Source organism: Clostridium sp. YIM B02551 (assembly GCF_022324735.1).
Taxonomy (GTDB): Bacteria; Bacillota; Clostridia; order Clostridiales; family Clostridiaceae; genus Clostridium_T; species Clostridium_T paridis.
Genome location: NZ_JAKGTF010000003.1, coordinates 61,722 through 78,974 on the forward strand (window position 1 = coordinate 61,722; position 17,253 = coordinate 78,974).

The 17,253-nt window shown below is 29.5% G+C and carries 12 protein-coding genes; 2 read left to right on the forward strand and 10 right to left on the reverse strand.

Annotated features, from left to right (window positions below; genetic code table 11):
• Positions 1-4 precede the first annotated feature (4 nt).
• From L1S47_RS04545 to L1S47_RS04560, 4 genes are read right to left on the reverse strand one after another with little or no spacing between them, the layout of a single operon-like run.
• Positions 5-1,621 (reverse strand): B12-binding domain-containing radical SAM protein, encoded by a 1,617-nt coding sequence (locus tag L1S47_RS04545; protein ID WP_238882301.1) that lies wholly within the window; start codon positions 1,619-1,621, stop codon positions 5-7.
• Positions 1,551-2,177, reverse strand: coding sequence for a hypothetical protein (locus L1S47_RS04550; protein ID WP_238882302.1), 627 nt, complete (start codon positions 2,175-2,177; stop codon positions 1,551-1,553). The genes L1S47_RS04545 and L1S47_RS04550 overlap by 71 nt, the downstream gene beginning before the upstream one ends.
• 57 nt (positions 2,178-2,234) lie before the next feature.
• Positions 2,235-2,969 (reverse strand): zinc dependent phospholipase C family protein, encoded by a 735-nt coding sequence (locus L1S47_RS04555; protein ID WP_238882303.1) that lies wholly within the window; start codon positions 2,967-2,969, stop codon positions 2,235-2,237.
• Between the two features lies 1 nt (position 2,970).
• Positions 2,971-4,269, reverse strand: a complete 1,299-nt coding sequence (locus tag L1S47_RS04560) for a PQQ-dependent sugar dehydrogenase (protein ID WP_238882304.1) — start codon at positions 4,267-4,269, stop codon at positions 2,971-2,973.
• A gap of 170 nt (positions 4,270-4,439) precedes the next feature.
• Here L1S47_RS04560 and spoVB point away from each other — a divergent pair, with 170 nt between their 5' ends.
• A complete protein-coding gene (spoVB, locus tag L1S47_RS04565) occupies positions 4,440-5,945 on the forward strand; it encodes a stage V sporulation protein B (RefSeq protein ID WP_238882305.1) in 1,506 nt (501 codons plus the stop codon).
• A gap of 88 nt (positions 5,946-6,033) precedes the next feature.
• Here spoVB and L1S47_RS04570 read toward each other — a convergent pair whose 3' ends face one another.
• The 5 genes from L1S47_RS04570 to L1S47_RS04590 form a co-directional block, all read right to left on the reverse strand.
• The gene (locus tag L1S47_RS04570) at positions 6,034-7,641 is read right to left on the reverse strand and encodes a polysaccharide biosynthesis protein (protein ID WP_238882306.1); all 1,608 of its coding nucleotides are present in this window, start codon (positions 7,639-7,641) and stop codon (positions 6,034-6,036) included.
• Positions 7,642-7,651: 10 nt separating this feature from the next.
• Positions 7,652-8,623: an RluA family pseudouridine synthase gene (locus L1S47_RS04575; protein ID WP_238882307.1), complete on the reverse strand. Its 972-nt coding sequence runs from the start codon at positions 8,621-8,623 to the stop codon at positions 7,652-7,654.
• A 120-nt stretch (positions 8,624-8,743) separates the two neighbouring features.
• Positions 8,744-9,922, reverse strand: coding sequence for a M20 family metallopeptidase (locus tag L1S47_RS04580; protein ID WP_238882308.1), 1,179 nt, complete (start codon positions 9,920-9,922; stop codon positions 8,744-8,746).
• Between the two features lie 17 nt (positions 9,923-9,939).
• Entirely contained in the window at positions 9,940-11,943 is a 2,004-nt protein-coding gene (locus L1S47_RS04585; protein ID WP_238882309.1) for a cell division protein FtsA, read from the reverse strand.
• Between the two features lie 107 nt (positions 11,944-12,050).
• Positions 12,051-13,847: an EAL domain-containing protein gene (locus L1S47_RS04590; protein WP_238882310.1), complete on the reverse strand. Its 1,797-nt coding sequence runs from the start codon at positions 13,845-13,847 to the stop codon at positions 12,051-12,053.
• Between the two features lie 304 nt (positions 13,848-14,151).
• On the opposite strand from L1S47_RS04590, the gene L1S47_RS04595 reads away from it, so the two are divergent.
• The gene (locus tag L1S47_RS04595; RefSeq protein ID WP_238882311.1) at positions 14,152-15,006 is read left to right on the forward strand and encodes a MurR/RpiR family transcriptional regulator; all 855 of its coding nucleotides are present in this window, start codon (positions 14,152-14,154) and stop codon (positions 15,004-15,006) included.
• 97 nt (positions 15,007-15,103) lie between these two features.
• Here L1S47_RS04595 and L1S47_RS04600 read toward each other — a convergent pair whose 3' ends face one another.
• Entirely contained in the window at positions 15,104-17,101 is a 1,998-nt protein-coding gene (locus L1S47_RS04600) for a fructose-1,6-bisphosphatase (RefSeq protein ID WP_238882312.1), read from the reverse strand.
• Positions 17,102-17,253 lie beyond the last annotated feature (152 nt).

Below are 17,253 nucleotides of genomic sequence, written 5' to 3' on the forward strand. Positions count from 1 at the left end.
ACATTTAACTAACTTCTATTATTTCCTCTGAATTCTCTTCGTTAAAAATTATATATTTATCTTTTTGTACGATTTCGTTATTCTTAACGTATTTCATTATGTCAATTGAAAACTTCTCAACATGATACCTTTTACTAGCATATATTTCTTTATAATCTAGCATTATATTTTTTTCTTCTTCCTTTGTTATTGTTCTATTTAAGAAATCTGGAAGCCACTTCTTCTTGTTAAAGGATAAATAATCAAACTTAATTATCTCTTTAAGTTCTGATAAATGCTCTCCATTTAGTTTTTCAGTATAAAAATCTACAAAAACCTTATAGTATTCTACATTCCCTATATTTCTGTTAAAATATCCTTTCTCTTCAAAGAACATTCCTAGCTCATAGTAGAAATCAAAGGGTGTTTCGAACATATTTACAAAGAAGTTAAGAATATTATAAAACTTTTCGGAGTTATAATATTTGTCTACCATCTCTTCAACCTTTTTTAATTTTATAACTTCATCGTAACTTAAAACTGAAGTTCTTAAGATCTCATAAGGTGGATATGGTGAATACTCCATTCCCCACTTTTCACTTTCATCTCTCATTAACGATCCTTTTAATAGCTTTAGAAAACCTAATTGCACTTTTTCTGGTCTTATCTCATAAACATCATTAAAGGATTTCTTAAAGGTTTCATAATCCTCATCTGGAAGGCCCGCAATTAGATCTAAATGTTGATGAATGTTTTTAAGCTTCATCATCTCTTCCACTTTTTCTTTAATTTCATTGAAATTTACAAATCTATTTATATTATTTAAAACTTTATTATCTGTAGTTTGCACTCCTACTTCAAATTGAAATCTTCCCTTTGGTGCTGTACTTAAAAGCTTTAATTCCTCTTCGGTTAAAATATCAGCTGAAATTTCGAAGTGGAATCTTGTATTGGTATCTGAATTAATTAAAAAGCTCCAAATATCCATTGAAAATTTATGATTACAGTTAAAGGTTCTATCAACAAATTTGACTAGTTTAACCTTATTATCCATGAAAAATTGAAGTTCTTTTTTAACTCTGTCTGCTGGTAAAAATCTTACTCCATGAATAGTTGAACTTAAACAATATTTACAACTAAACGGACATCCTCTGCTTGCTTCATAGTAAACTATCTTATCATGTATAGTATTATCATTTTCTTTATATGGAAAAACAATTTCAGACATATCCATTAATGGTCTTTCCCCATTAAAAAATACCTTCTCATTTTCCTTATAATATAATCCCTTAATATCTTTTATGTCTTTTTCTCCAAGTTTAAACAACACAAAATCTCTGTAGGTTTTTTCTCCTTCACCAGAGATTACATAATTTCCGTTATGTTCTTCTAGAAACAACTTACTATCGTAGGTAACTTCAGGTCCTCCAAATAGTATTTCAATATTTCTATCTACTCTTTTTATAAGCTCAGTCAATCTTTCAACGTATTCTAAATTCCATATATAAGTAGAAAAAGCTACTACATCTGGTTTTTCCTTTATAATTTCTTCTAGTATTCTCTCTATCTTATCATTTATTGAAAATTCCCTTATAATACCTTGATAATTTAAGTCCTCTGTAAATGTCTTTAAGTATCTCACCGCCAAATTGCTGTGAATGAACTTTGAGTTGATCGCTGTTAATAATATCTTCATCTGTATTTCTTCCCTTCTTCTTCGCCTTGATAAAAAATATGTCTTCCCATTCTCTAGTTTCTAGTATATCACAATATTTTTCAAGAACTTTTTTGCTTTCATCTGCTGACCATTCCTTAAGGAAATTACCATCCTTTATAGAAAATTCCTTAGACTTATCTTCTGGAAGTATTACTCTTATCTTATTTTTATATACTTCATTCTTTTTCTTTACAATATCCCATATATATAGTTCCCCCTCCTCCTTTATAAGAGGGTAAATTTCACTCATTAATTTATGTCTTTCCCTATTACTATTTATTTTTCCTAATGAAAAGAATAGGATACATGTATCATAATTTGAATTTATTATCTCTCTGGATTCATCTACAAAATCTACTGCAACTTCACTATCTAGATATTTCTTTATATTATAAATAACTCCATAATTTTCTCCTCCTACATCTAAAACATCGCCCTTAAGTTCCATATCTTTTAGATTCAAAACTATTGTCTTCTCCATAATAACCTCCTGGTAAATACTTACATATATATTTTCTATAATAAAAAAAGAATTCCTTCAAGCAGAAGGAATTCTATGTTGTAAATTTCTATTTTGCAAATTTTTATTATAAAAATCAAGTAAAAAGCCAGCAGTAGTTTTTTGAGCTCTGGACAATATATCCGCAGCAATTAAGTAATATCTTTCTTCTTTATTTTCAATTGTTCTATAAATCTCATGAGTGGAATTAGCAAAAATTGCGTTCTTTTTTATATAATCCCTCACACAATCATTTCTGATTATACCAACTTCTTGAGTAAAATCATAATCATTAAAGAGTTTTGATATAATCCATAATTCAAATTCTCTATGTTTCTTTAACAATTTATTATTAACATGATGAGGAACTGTTGAGTCTTGTAATAGGTGACAAGCTGCACCTAAATAGAATAATGCTTTTTCAAGTTCACCTTTTTTTAAATGCTCTAAAGAAATCTTATGATATTTTTCGCATTCACTTAAAGCGTTTGATAATCCATAAAGACCCTTTTCCTTCTCATAATGGAAGAAGTGATTTGAGCTTTTAAAATCACTATCTGCCCATTTTACTCCAGCATTTAATTGTCTTATATGCTCTTTATAAAAACTCCAAGCTTCCATCTCGCCTTCGTTATGAAGAATCTGTATACTTTGAATATTTATAAACTTATGAATTATACAAGTAGTTTTTACAGCTACCTTCTTTATTGGATTTACAGCAAAAAATACTCCTCTTACAACTCTTCCATAAGCATTTTCTATTCTTTTGACCAATCTATTTCACCTCTTTTGTTAATTTAAGCTTTATGATTATTGTTACTATAAATATTAATAGTATGAATGTAATTGTCATTAACAATTTTTTTGAGAAAGAAATGGCATTTTGATTATTCTCTTTAAATACTTGAAATATAGTCCCTTGATTTTTTTCTAGCATTATAACTCCAGTATTATCAACTTTTATATCATTAATTTCTCCATTTCCTTTAAGGGATATATATGAATTCAATACTCCCTCTTTACTTAAAGTAAATACCTTATTCTCTTTTTTGTCAAAGAAAATAATACTATCCTTTGGGAAGATAATTTCATTTTTATCTATTGCTAAAGCTGTCAAGCTTGAAAGATTCTTGCTTTGAAAAAATGGTGCTGGAGGATTTTTACTAGGATGAATTGATAATAATAGCTGCGTTTTCTCACTATCTTTATCCCCGAATCTAGATGAATCAACTGAATCTCCACCTGAAAAATCTGGCCATCCATACCACATATCTTTCTCTATCTTATAAACATAATCAACATCTCCATATATAGGCCTAGGCTTTACTGGCTCCATTCCTCCTACTACTGCGTATATTTCACCTTTTGAATTAAAATCAATACCTTCTATATTTCTTATTCCCCATGCATAAAGTCTTTTATTCTTATTACTTAAGTCATAATATATTATGGACGCATTTCCTGGAAAAACTCCTTTAACAACTTCATTTTTTTTGGTCTCAGTTCCATATTTAGCAAATGCACCAGTTTGATCATAATTTATACCACTTAAAGTTATATCTAGTGGAGTTTTATCATAAATACCTGCATCTTTAACTAATTCATCATCTGATACAACACCTGAATTAGTGGCTGCTCCAATAGTAACATATATTTTATTATCTTTTAAAACCAATTTACTTTCATTATATTCACCCGTATTAGGAAGATTATTCATTAAGGTTTCAACTTTTTTACTTTCTATCTCAAGCTCCATCAATGAGCTGCCTGAAACAAAATATAGTTTTCCATCTTTATATACTATTGAATATATATCTAGAGAAGAATCCTCATATAATTGTTTCTCATTTCCATCTTCATTTATTATTTTTATTGCACTTTTAAAAGCTATATAGATATTATTATTTTCATCTTCACAAATAGCTTTTGCTCCTTGCTGTCCCTTTGCTATTATTTTATATTCATATCCATTCGACACGGATAATTTAACTTTCTCTCTCGATATCTTATAGATAAAAAAAGTACCCACAGAAATAACGCAAGCTAATAAAATCAATGTAATAAATCTTTTCATTCAAAATCCCCCTAAACCCTAATAGAGATTTAAATTTAAATATCTGTAAACCCCTTTACTAATTTATATTTTGTAAAGTTAAATTTGATTACTATATATTTAGGTGAATTATGTACTATTTTTACAATTATTAGAATATGTTAATATTGATATTTTTAGGGGGTATTAACATGCGCAAAGATAGTTTCTATAAAAATTCCTTTATTTTAACCTCTTCCAATATAACGACTGGGGTTCTTGGTTTCATATTTTCAATTTACTTATCAAAAAAACTAGGACCTGAGGGAGTAGGTTTATATGGTTTAGTTATGCCAGTTTACAACTTATTTATTGGGCTAATGACAGCTGGTATAATCGCTGCAATATCTAAAGTTTCTGCCCTTTATCATAATAAGGGAGACTATCCAAACCTAATTAAAACCCTTAGAACTGTAGCTTTTTTTAATTTAATATGGGCTGCTATCATAGGATTATTAGTTTTTGCTTTTGCTCCTATGATTGGTACATATGGAGTTCATGATGAAAGAACCATAGATGCTATAAAAATCACTTGTCCAGCTATGTTTTGCATTGCTGTCTCAAATATTTTAAAGGGCTACTTTTATGGTATATCCAAGGTTACCATGCCTTCATTTATTGATATATTAGAAAAAGCTATGCGTATTTTTGTTTTAATAGGATTAATATACTTATTTAATGCTCAAAGTCTTTCTGCCCTTGTTACAGTTGCTTATTTAGCCTTATGCATTGGTGAATTTCAAAGCTTAGCATTGCTATTTGTTTACTACAAATTCACCTTAATGGGCGTAAAAACCACTGGGGGGAAAACTGAAGGTAGAGCTCAATTATTATTTGACGTACTTTTTGTTTCAATACCATTAGGTGTAAATGGATTTTTAACATCAATTTTTTCAACAATTTCAACCTTGATTGTTCCTAGAAGACTTATGGTTGCAGGTTTTACCTATTCTGCTTCCTTATCATTAATAGGTAAGTTTAATGGAATGGCTTTTGTTATAGTAACCTTTCCCATTATAGTTATTGCATCCATTAATTCATTGCTTATTCCTGATTTATCCCAAAGTCTCCATAGTAAGGAATACTTCAATGTTTATAGAAGGATAAAACAAGTTTTAATTATTGCCTTCTTATTAGGCCTATGTACTTTGTTAATTTGTCAAACAATCCCTGACCTATTAGGTGAGATGTTTTTTAGTAGAGATGATCTTGGCTCTTTTATTAGAACTGCGTCAATTTGCACTCCAATTCTTTTTCCTGCAATCACAATGTTTGGAATATTAAATGGGCTTGGTAAGCAAGGAAAGATATTAAGAAATTCATTGATAGTTGAACTTATAGAAATAACTTCACTTTTTATACTAACTGCAATACCTTCAATAAATATTTTAGGGGTTGCAATTACTAATGTAATTACTGCAACTGTTGGTTTATCACTAAATCTTTACGAAGTAAATAAAAGCATAAAACTAGATTTATCAATAAGTAATATTGTAATTTTATTGTTATTTTTTGTATTTGCCTTATTCAGCTTAAACCTATTCTTAAGGGTAGTGCCTTATGATGGAGCTATGTTTAAAACTCTTACTACAGTAGGTTCATGCGTTTTCCTATTCTTATTTTTACTTTTTGCAAATAGAAAGTTACAGGAGGATTAACTATAAGCTATTATCTATATTAAAATTTTTACCCTCCAAAAAAGGATGTCTTAAAATTATCTTTAAGACATCCTCTTTTAAAAAGTTTTTATCTAAGTTTTCTTTTCATAAATCCAGGAATAACTTTTAACGCTTTTGGAGATATTCCCTCAATATCACTTTTCCTTATTCCTTTAGTCATAATCATTAGATATAGATAAATAAATCCTCCTAATGCTATGTATACAAAAGTTAATAAGGTTATAACTATTCTATTAGATGTTATAGCGTGTGGTAATAATAATAAAAAGAACTTGTCTAATCCAAATAAGACTAAGGACATTACCACGGATGCAAATAGTGGTTTAAGTGCTAATCTTATTAGTGGAATTTTTACTCTAACTGTTTGTTGTAGTTTTCTATGGTTCATAACAACAGGTATTACAAAGCATACAAATCCACCAATAACTGCTCCATATATGTTTATGCTTTTAATTCCAATTAAAATGTAGTTAGTTACAATCTTACCTACTATTCCAAAAAACAAGCTAAGTAGCAGGAATTTGAATTTTCCCAAGCTTTGAAGAATTGTAATTTCTATCTGCGAAAGACCCATAAAAATAACTACAAATGCACCAAATATCATTAAGCTGCTTCCTCTAGAATTACCATAGAATCCAAGATAGATATATTCATTTAGAACAGATAATCCAAAGGCTGCTGGAATTGTAATTCCATATGTTAATCTTAAGGCGAAGTTAATTTTTGATTTAACATTTTTTCTGTCATTTAATATCACAGCTTTTGAGATAGCTGGAAGTACAGCTGAACCTAATGCAGTAATAAAAATCAATGGAACATACATAAGATTTTTATATTTACTTAATAAACCATATAATATATCCGCATTTTCTTTGGTCAAGCCTATGTGCATTAACCTACCACTTACATTTGACATATCAACTAAAGCTCCAAAATTAGATAAACCTGCACTTAAGGTTATTGGCAAACCATATTGTATAATCTTTTTTATAATCTTCTTATTAGATATCTTCTTGCCTGTAATTGGCTGTTTTATTGCTTCTCTACTAAAATGCTTAAATTCAAAGATAACCATTAAGTAAATACAAGCTACTAAGGCTCCTACAGAAGTACCTATTGTTCCTCCTGCACTTCCTAATGCTAATGAGTTCTTAACTAATAAAAATGCAAATAAAAGACTTACAAAAACGTTAATAAGCTGCTCCAACACTTGAGATGCAGCCAAGGAATTCATTTGATTTTTACCATTAAAGTATCCTCTATAAGCTACAAGGGTTGAAGATATAACAATTGTAGGTGACAAAGCTATTAATCCGTAGGTTATATCAGATTGCGCTTGTGCTGCAATTGGTTTTGCTAGTACTATTAATAAAATAGTAAATAAAAGGCCTACTCCTAGTAATAACTTTCTAGCAATCCTAAAAGCTCTTAAGGCATCCCTTTCTCTGCCTAAGGCTGAAAGTTCAGATACAACCTTACATATAGCTGGCTGCATTCCTGAATTTGCTACAGCATAAATGAATATAAAAACATCATAAGTTTTACTATATATACCATATCCCTGATCCCCTAAAATCCTTGTTAAAATAGGTACATATAATACAGATAGAATTTTAACTAAGAAACCTGCAGCTGATAAGACTGCAAAGCCCTTAGTGGTTGACTGTTCTTTCATAGATAAACCCCTATCTTATAACAAATTTAAAAACATCCACCTTTATCTTTTTAAACATTGGAGGTAAACTTTCAGCTATTGTTTTATTTTTTAAATAACTGAACTTTTCAGGTACATCCTTAAATATAACCTTATAGGCATATAAGAATTGATAATTTAACCCAAACTTATTATAAAAGAAATCATTTAACTTCTTATCTCCATATTTACTATCACCTATAATTGGGTTTCCTAAATGAGCTAAATGAGCTCTAAGCTGATGACTTCTTCCTGTAATTAAATCAATTTCAATTAATGAGTATGCACCATTACTTTGAATTGTTTTAACTTCCATTGCTATCTTTTTGCTATTAGGAATTCTATCATTATATATCTTGGAAACATTATTTTCCTGATCTTTTAATATGTATCCTTCATAAACCCTATCATTAATTCTTCCTTTAACTAAAGCTGTATAAAACTTTTTAACTTTTCTTTCTCTAATTAATTCATTAAGTATTTTTAAAGATTCAAAGTTCTTTCCAAAAAACACTATACCTGAAGTATTTCTATCTAATCTATTACATGGTGCAGGTGTAAAAGTAATTTCTTTCTCTGGTAGGTAGTCACCCTTCTCGTGTAAATAGCTTAAAACGTAATCAGTTAAAGTTGGCTCTCCATTTTTCTTATCTGAATGAACTAAAACCCCTGGCCATTTTTCTACTAATAACATATTTTCATCTTCAAAAGTTATTTTCATTCCACCAGAATCAACTCTTTGGAAGTTTAATTCTTTCTTCTTTTGGTCACTCTCTATATTTCTAATTTCAACAATATCCCCAACTTCAAGAGAATATTTTTCTTTTTGCTTTCTTCCATTAACCTTGACATCGCCTTTTCTTAAAGCTTTAAATATAGCGCTTAAAGGAACATCCTTTAATAACTTTCTAACAAACTTATCAAGCCTTTGTCCTGCTTCATTAGTTCCTATTTCAATTTTCACAAAATCAACTCCATAATTTATTTGTATAGGATATTTAATTTATTGCATATATTTAACCACTTTATACATTGCTTAAAGTGGTTAAATATGCTTTCTCCATTATACTAGATTAATCTTATTTTACACTCTTGTCAAATAATTAAATGCACTTTGGCATTGAATTGCAACACCTACCTGCAATGCATTTTCATCGATATCAAAAAGAGCATTATGAATAGGCTTATTTATTCCCTTTTCTTCGTTGCCTACTCCTAAGAAATAAAATGCAGCATTTCTTTCCATTGCAAAATATGCAAAACTTTCAACCCCCATAAAAGGTGCTGTCTGTTCATATATATTTTCTTTACCAATAATAGTCTCTGCTGATGTTCTTACTATATCCACCATATCATCATTGTTATATAGACATGGATAACTTTCCTCTACTTCGATAGTACAATCACCTCTAAAGGTACTTGCTATACCCTTAGATATTTCCTCAATTCTTTTTACAGCATATGCCCTATCTTCTTTTGTCATTGTTCTTATAATTCCTTTTAATTCAACCTCATCTGGAATTACATTTTGAGCAAATCCTCCATTAATACTTCCAACTGTAACTACTGCAGGATTAACTGGAGATATCTCTCTACTTACTAACGGCTGAAGGGCAAGGACCAAATGTGAAGCTATAACTATAGGATCTACAGTATTATGTGGTTCTGCTCCATGACCACCCTTTCCTTTAACTTTAATAGTAAAAGGATTAGATGCTGCATTAACAACACCTTTCTTAACCTTAATCTCTCCTGCTCTTAAGCTTTCATTAACATGAAGTCCTATAATCGCATCTACATGAGGATTTTCAAGTGCTCCCGCTTTAATCATAAATGGTGCTCCACCTATTGTTTCCTCTGCTGGTTCAAACAATAGCTTAACATTGCCATTTAGTGATTCCTTATGTTTATTTAATAATTTTGCAGCCCCTAGCAAAATTGTTGTATGTGCATCATGTCCACAAGCGTGCATTTTCCCCTGAACCTTTGATGAATATTCACAAGTTTTCTTATCTTGTATAGGCAGGGCATCTATATCTGCTCTTAATGCTATAGTTTTCCCCTCTTTGCCTCCTTTAATAGTAGCTACAATACCGGTCTTTGCTGCCTCCACAAAAGGAATTCCCTCTTTATTTAAAAACTCTTTTATAACCCTTGAAGTTCTAACTTCTTCAAAACCTAACTCAGGATTTTCATGAAAGTCTCTTCTCCACGCTATTAATTCTTCCTTAATGCTTATTGCTTCTTCTAAAAAATTTATCATTCATTTCCTCCTAAAAATTAATCCCAGAAAACTTTGATTTCATCCCCATTATTTAAAGTATCAGTATATGCAGCTTTTTTCTCATTTAAAACTAGATTTAAGCTTCCTTTAACTTGAGTTATATCAAAATTAATGAAGTTAAAAATGTCTACAAAAACATAGGATTCCTTACCAGTTAATTCAATCTTCTCATCATTCACTATTACAGTAATAGGATTTCCTTTTTTAACTTGTTCAGACTTCTCTTTAGCTGCTTCATTTGCAGCAACTTCATTATCTTTCACAACTTCTTCTTTTGAAATACGTTCCCCATCTAATATCTCATAATCATTCTCTAAAAGTTTACCATCTCTATATAAATTTATATCCTCATTGATTATGTATTTCTTAATTTCCTTTATTAACTTAGGATATATAATCTCAACATTATCTCCTTCATTTATATATGTATCAGGCGAAACTCTTTGATTATTTATTAGGAAAATAGGGTCTAAATAATAACTCTCACCATTTAAGTAAAAACTTTTTGAATCCACTTCTTTAATAAGCTCTATGCATTTTGTACTTGCATTTTTACCTTCTTTTGCAAATATCAGCTTAATATTATCTCCATTTTTTACCTTACTATCTAGTGTTTCCTCTTTTTCATTAATATAAACCTTAGCCTTTTCACCTAGTTCTCCGAAGGTTATTCTCTTACTTCCATTTAAGCTAAATCTTAAGCTCTTTCCATTTTTGGCCATTAAAACCTTAGGGTTTATACCAGCTTGAATCAATACATCCATAATCTTATGGTTATGTGAGTTAAATAAACTTATAGTTTTGTCATTTAGTAGTACATCTATGAAATCTCTTCCAGAACTCTTAAGTCCAACTAAAGCAATTCCAAGTACAGTTACTCCTTCTGAACCTAATTTATTATCCATTGGTATACATTGAGTAACTGATTCTCTTCCTCTTATTGCAACTCTTTGTAATGGAAGATTTAATTTTTCTGCAATAAGCTCATTAAGTAGTGGGGTACGTGCTCCTCCCCCAACTAAAAATAATGCTGAAGGAGATTTACCTCCATTTAATGCAATAACTTTAGATCCAACTTCCTGTGCCATCTTAGTAACAACAGGTCTTATTATATTTAATAAATGTTCCTTTGAAACACTATTTTCTAATCCAATAATATCTAAGTATGTAATTTCATCCTCAGTGTGAATTTTTCTTTTAATTACTTCTGCAGTATTAAAATCCACTAATAATGCTTGAGAAATAACCTCTGTAACTTCATCTCCAGCAATTGGTACCATTCCATAAGCAGAAATTGTTTCATTTGAAGATATTGCTATATCTGATGTACCAGCTCCTATATCTATTAATGCTATGTTAAGCAGTCTTAAATTTTGAGGAATAACAGCCTCCATGGCAGCTATAGGTTCTAAAGTCATATTTACAGCCTTAAGTCCTACTCTATTCATTACTCCATAAAGGGAATCGACAACTGAACGAGGTAAGAAGGTTGCAATTACATCAGCCCTAATTTGCTCACCCTTATGTCCTAATAGATTAGAAATACTATATCCATTTAAATAATAATTTTTAATGCTATATCCAACAGGATAAAGTTTTCCTGCTTTTTGATGATTTATCTTATTTTGTGCTTTCTTTATACCGTGCATTTCAAGACCTCTGATTATATCTTTAGAGATTTCTTCAGAAGGGTCTACTCGCTCTTCAACAGTAACTTCAAGGGTTTTAAGAAGTCTACCAGCTGCTGCAATGTATACATCCTTTAAGCTAATGCCTAAGTCCTCTTCTAAGGAATCCTTAACTTCTCTAACCTTTTTAGCTACTAATTCTATATCATGTATTTGTCCATCAAGCATAGCTCTTTCATCATGTTCTATGTACTTTTCAGCTACAACTGAAAATTTATCTTTAATTACCATACCAACGGTACCAATTACACTTCTTGTTCCTATATCTAATGCAAATATTAAATTATCTGAATTTATACCATCTATTCTCATATTAATTCATCTACTCCTTTATGATAAAGGCTCATATTCTCTTGAATATGAGCCTAATAAAATTATATTACATAATTTAGCATGTTTCAACATTGAAAGACTTTGTATTATATATACGCATCAACATATTTCACAAGTTCTGCTGGAGTCATTGGTTTACTAAAATAATATCCTTGAATATAATCACTGCCTAAATTTTCAAGAATATTTAACTGACTTTCTGTTTCAACTCCTTCTGATGTAACCGTTATATTTAAGTTATGAGCTAAATTTATCATAGTATCAGTAAAAGACACACAATACTTATCCGACTCAATATCACTAATAAAGCTCCTATCAATTTTCAAGTTATCTACAGGTAACTTTCTTAGATAACTAAGAGATGAATATCCTGTGCCAAAATCATCTATGGATATTTTAACTCCTTCATTTCTTAAATTTTCTAATATCCTTGAAGAATGAATAAAATCAGTCATTATTAATGACTCTGTAATTTCTAAGGTTAATGCCTCAGATGGCAATTCTGCTTCCTTAAGTAAATCCATAACCATTTTATCAAAACCATCTACTTGAAGCTGTTTTACTGATAGATTTACATTTACAGTTAAGTTATTTATCCCCATTATCCTCCAAGCTGAGCATTGACAAATTGCTTCCTTAAGTATCCATTCACCCATAGGAACTATTAAACCTGAAGTTTCAGCAATCGGAATAAACTCTAATGGAGAAATCATTCCTAAATCTTTATGTTCCCATCTTAATAAAGACTCAACAGTAACTAAATTTTTAGTATTACTATCTACAATAGGCTGATAAACTACATAAAAACCTTCAAAATTATTATTAACCGCACATCTCATGCTATTCTCAAGTTGAATTTGTCTGTGAAATCTATCATGATGCTCTTTAGAGTAAAAGGTATATCTATTCTTACCTTCTTGCTTTGATTTAAACAGGGCACTTTCAACATTTTTTAATATTGTTTCTACATCTTTTCCGTCCTTAGGATAACTTACAACCCCTATTGAAGTTGTAAAATAGTATTCATATCCCGATATGTTCCAGGTGGATTTAAATCTATTAAGTATTTTATTTAAACTTAAAATTATGTCATTCTTATCTTCCTGATGCACTAACAATATAAAAGAATCTCCACCAATTCTATACGAACTATAAGCTTCTAAATCTAGAGAACTTAAGAATTCAGATATTTCTTTAATTACCTTATCACCTAAATTACACCCAAAAGTATCATTGAAGTTTTTGAAATTATCAATATCAAACATGAATATTGAAAACTTATTTTCTCCTATAATATCATTATTAGTTAAATTATTAAAATCGTGCTCAAACTTTAATCTATTTGGTAATAAAGTTAGTTGATCTACAAATGCCATTTTAATTATATAATCTTCATAAGATTTTTTCTCTGAAATATCAATTATGGATCCTGCCATCAATAATGGTCTTCCTGCTTCATCATGTATACCTTTTCCTTTGCAATAAATCCATGCATATTCTCCATCATTTCTTAAGATTCTGCATTCACAAATAAAGTATTCATTCTCTCCATCTAAAAATTCATATATTAATTCTTTAACCCTATTTCTATCATCATCATGAATTAGTATATCAAAAGCTTTGCTTAATTCTTTTCTATTAAAACTATTAACATTATTTAATCCTACTAAGCTAATAAAGTCTTCTGATATGTTAAAGTAATCCTCTTCTATGTTCCATTCAAATACGTAATCTGCAGCTCCTTCAATTATGAGCTTTTTTGTTGTTTCATTATACTTTAATTGATCATATAAATCCTTTACAATTTTTTTAACTTTTTCTGCGTCTTTTGATCCAATCTTAATTAAATCAATTGCATTTTCAAAATTCTCTAAGTATTTCATATAATTATTCCTCGTATTATGCTAGATTACTTATAATTTTATCATATTTTTTGGAACTTACCAATATATATTATTAATTCCTTTAATCTTATAAACCTATAAAATATCAGCTTTTTCAAGGATTTTTTTCATTTTATTCCATCATAAAACAAAATATCCAATTACTATACAATGGGTGACAAAATTCTACATAAGAAAAATAGCTATATATTTTCAAATTTTACGAACTAATTAATTTTTCAATTAACATATCAAAATAGCATTTATAGTTATATTTTTGTATAATATTCATGAGGTGATATAGATGAATATTTTTACTAAATTAAATAAATTAACTAATTTAACTGCAAATGAAAAAGTATTAGTTAATTACATGGGGGAAAATCCAGAGAAGTTTATTAAAATGAGTGCAATTGAAATAAGTGAGACATGCTTCATTTCAGCTTCAACTATTTATCGCCTTTGTCAAAAATTAGACTTAGCAGGTTTATCCGAACTTAAGGTGCAAGTATCTGTATCCATTAATGAATATTTAAAAGAACAAAATTCTTTAGATTACAATTATCCTTTTAAGCAAAACGAAACTCAGCATCAAATAACTTTGAAAATGAAAGAATTGTATGAACAGACTTTAGTGTCTTCATTAAATTTAATAGATTTAGATCAACTAAGATTAGTTGTCAATGCATTAAAAGAAGCTAAACATATTGATTTTTATACATCTGCAGGAAATATATATTTTGCAGAAAATTTTAAGTTTCAAATGCAAGAAATCGGAACCTTCGTTAATGTTCCAATGGAAGAGTATCTTCAACGTTTAACAGCATCCACTAGTGATAAAGAACATATCGCTATAATATTTTCATATGAAGGAAGAGGAAAAATCATACAAAACATAGCAGAAATATTAAAGAAGAACAAAACGCCGATTATTTTGATTTCTTCTACTAATGAAAATCCACTAACTAAATATGCTAATTATAACTTATATTTAAGTTCAAATGAAAACCACTTTAATAAGATATCTTCCTTTTCAACAAGATTATCCTTGCTTTATCTTTTAGACTGCATTTATACATGCTATTTTGAACTTGATTACAATAATAATATTAAGTATAAGATTGATACATATAGGAAGATTTCGGAGAATAATAATTAAATTAATGAAACAATACTAATAACAAAATCTATTCTAGAAAGTAAACAAAGGTGCATGATTAACTAAAAAGCTAATTCTGCACCTTTTCTAAGTTTTATTATCGTTGCTCTTTTATTATTCCTGTTCTATATGCATCCAAAAGCCACTCTAAATCCCCAATTTGAATTTTAAGTTCCTCCCCAATATCTGTATCCCCAACTCGCTTTCTCTCAACTTCCTGTTCTAGCACTATTGTAGTTGAAAGAATATCTTTTTCTTCTTCAATAGCTTTTTGAGTAGATTCAAAAGGTTCATGTGATACTAGTAATAGCCCATATGAATTATATATTAATGTATAACCTGCTATTCCAGTTTCAGGTTGATATGCCCTTGAAAAACCTCCATCTATAACAAGAAGTTTTCCATTTGCCTTTACCGGACTCTCTCCTTTTTTTAACTTAACAGGTACATGTCCATTTATTATATGAGAAATTTTTGGATCTAACCCAAATTCCTTAAAGATCATATTACATGCATTCTCGTTATCTTCTAGTTCAAAATAGTAATTTTTCTTCTCTTGATGGGTTGCTTTATCCTCTATAAAATATCTTTCAAAGGTCGTCATCTTGTCTTTTCCGAAAAGAGGTGAATCTGCCCCATTCCACAGGTACCATATTATATCCATACCATATAGCTTAGCCTCTGGATTGTTTTCATAAAAATATCCTTCTCTTACTAAAATCTCTAATCTGTCTAAGTAATTTTTACCGTAGTATTCTTTACCAGAAGCTCCAATGGTTACTTTTCTAAAGCTTCCATCTTCATTTAGTGGAATACATCCATGGAATAGTAAGTTAGAATTATACTTTAAACACAAGTTTCCTTTTGCAAAAAGAAATCTAACATGCTTTTGAAGCTTTTCACTATTTAAAAAGGATGATTTAAGCTTATCTATAAGCTCTAGCTCTTCTGGGATTAATTTATATGGGTCATTAGGATTTATAGTTGGAAATTTACAATCCTTTAATTTATATATTTGACCATTCAAATTAATTATGCCTTTATCATAGTCTATCTTGTTTAATAGCAATCGTTCCTCCATCTTAAAGTATGGACGTCTTTTAATTATATCTCCTTCGAGCTTAAATTGTATGATAGTTATTGCTTTATGCATCTTTGCCATAAGTTTTACATCTTTATCATTGCAAGTATTATCATTTTCAAACCTAGGTTTAAAGAATTCGCACTTATCATCATTATAAAATTCCATGGCGAAGGTTGCTAATGGTAAAAGGTTGATTCCATAGCCATCTTCTATGGTACTTAGATTTGCATATCTTGCACTTGTTCTAAGAACTGTTGCAATACATGCCTCACTTCCTGCTGCTGCTCCCATCCAAACTATGTCATGATTCCCCCATTGAATATCAATAGAGTGATAATTTAAAAGAGTATCCATTATAATATCTGCTCCTGGCCCTCTGTCAAATATATCCCCTATTATATGAAGTCTATCTATTACTAGTTGTTGGATTAACTTTGATATAGCTACTATAAATTCTTTAGCTCGACCCACTCTAATTATGGTTTTTATTATTTCCTCATAGTATTTTTCTTTATTCATCTTGGCAGGTTGCTCATGTAGAAGTTCTTCTATAATGTATGCGAAATCCTTTGGCAGAGCTTTTCTTACCTTAGAACGGGTATATTTTGAAGATACATGTCTGCACATATCAATTAGTCTATATAGTGTTATTTTGTACCAATCTTCGATATTTTGCTGCTCTTTCAGTTCTAATTCTATTTTTTGCTCTGGATAATATATTAAAGTGGCAAGGCTTTTTTTCTCCTTTAGACTCAATATATTACCAAAAACATCATCAACTTTACGTTTTATAACTCCAGAGGCATTGTTCAAAACATGAATAAAAGGTTCATATTCTCCATGAATATCTGACAGAAAATGTTCAGTTCCTTTTGGAAGGTTTAAAATTGCCTGCAAATTTATAATTTCTGTACAAGCATCAGCTATAGTTGGATAACTATTTGATAGGAGTTTAAGATATTTTAGTTTGTCATGAAACTCTTTACTTGAATCTTCTTCAATATAAGACATAGCATTTCCTCCTAAGACTAAAGGCTAATTTAAAACTAAAATTAGTAATCATTTCATAATTTAATTCATATATAGAGTATACTATTTCTTTTATTTTTGCGCAATGTTATATACTTTAATCAAATAGTGTAGCACATATTTTCTTATTTATC

What these genes read in the sequence shown, in the direction of transcription:
- L1S47_RS04600 (WP_238882312.1), bottom strand. Translation starts at nt 17,101, where the DNA reads ATGTCTTATATTGAAGAAGATTCAAGTAAAGAGTTTCATGACAAACTA.
- L1S47_RS04590 (WP_238882310.1), bottom strand. Translation starts at nt 13,847, where the DNA reads ATGAAATACTTAGAGAATTTTGAAAATGCAATTGATTTAATTAAGATT.
- L1S47_RS04595 (WP_238882311.1), top strand. Translation starts at nt 14,152, where the DNA reads ATGAATATTTTTACTAAATTAAATAAATTAACTAATTTAACTGCAAAT.
- spoVB (WP_238882305.1), top strand. Translation starts at nt 4,440, where the DNA reads ATGCGCAAAGATAGTTTCTATAAAAATTCCTTTATTTTAACCTCTTCC.
- L1S47_RS04550 (WP_238882302.1), bottom strand. Translation starts at nt 2,177, where the DNA reads ATGGAGAAGACAATAGTTTTGAATCTAAAAGATATGGAACTTAAGGGC.
- L1S47_RS04570 (WP_238882306.1), bottom strand. Translation starts at nt 7,641, where the DNA reads ATGAAAGAACAGTCAACCACTAAGGGCTTTGCAGTCTTATCAGCTGCA.
- L1S47_RS04560 (WP_238882304.1), bottom strand. Translation starts at nt 4,269, where the DNA reads ATGAAAAGATTTATTACATTGATTTTATTAGCTTGCGTTATTTCTGTG.
- L1S47_RS04580 (WP_238882308.1), bottom strand. Translation starts at nt 9,922, where the DNA reads ATGATAAATTTTTTAGAAGAAGCAATAAGCATTAAGGAAGAATTAATA.
- L1S47_RS04585 (WP_238882309.1), bottom strand. Translation starts at nt 11,943, where the DNA reads ATGAGAATAGATGGTATAAATTCAGATAATTTAATATTTGCATTAGAT.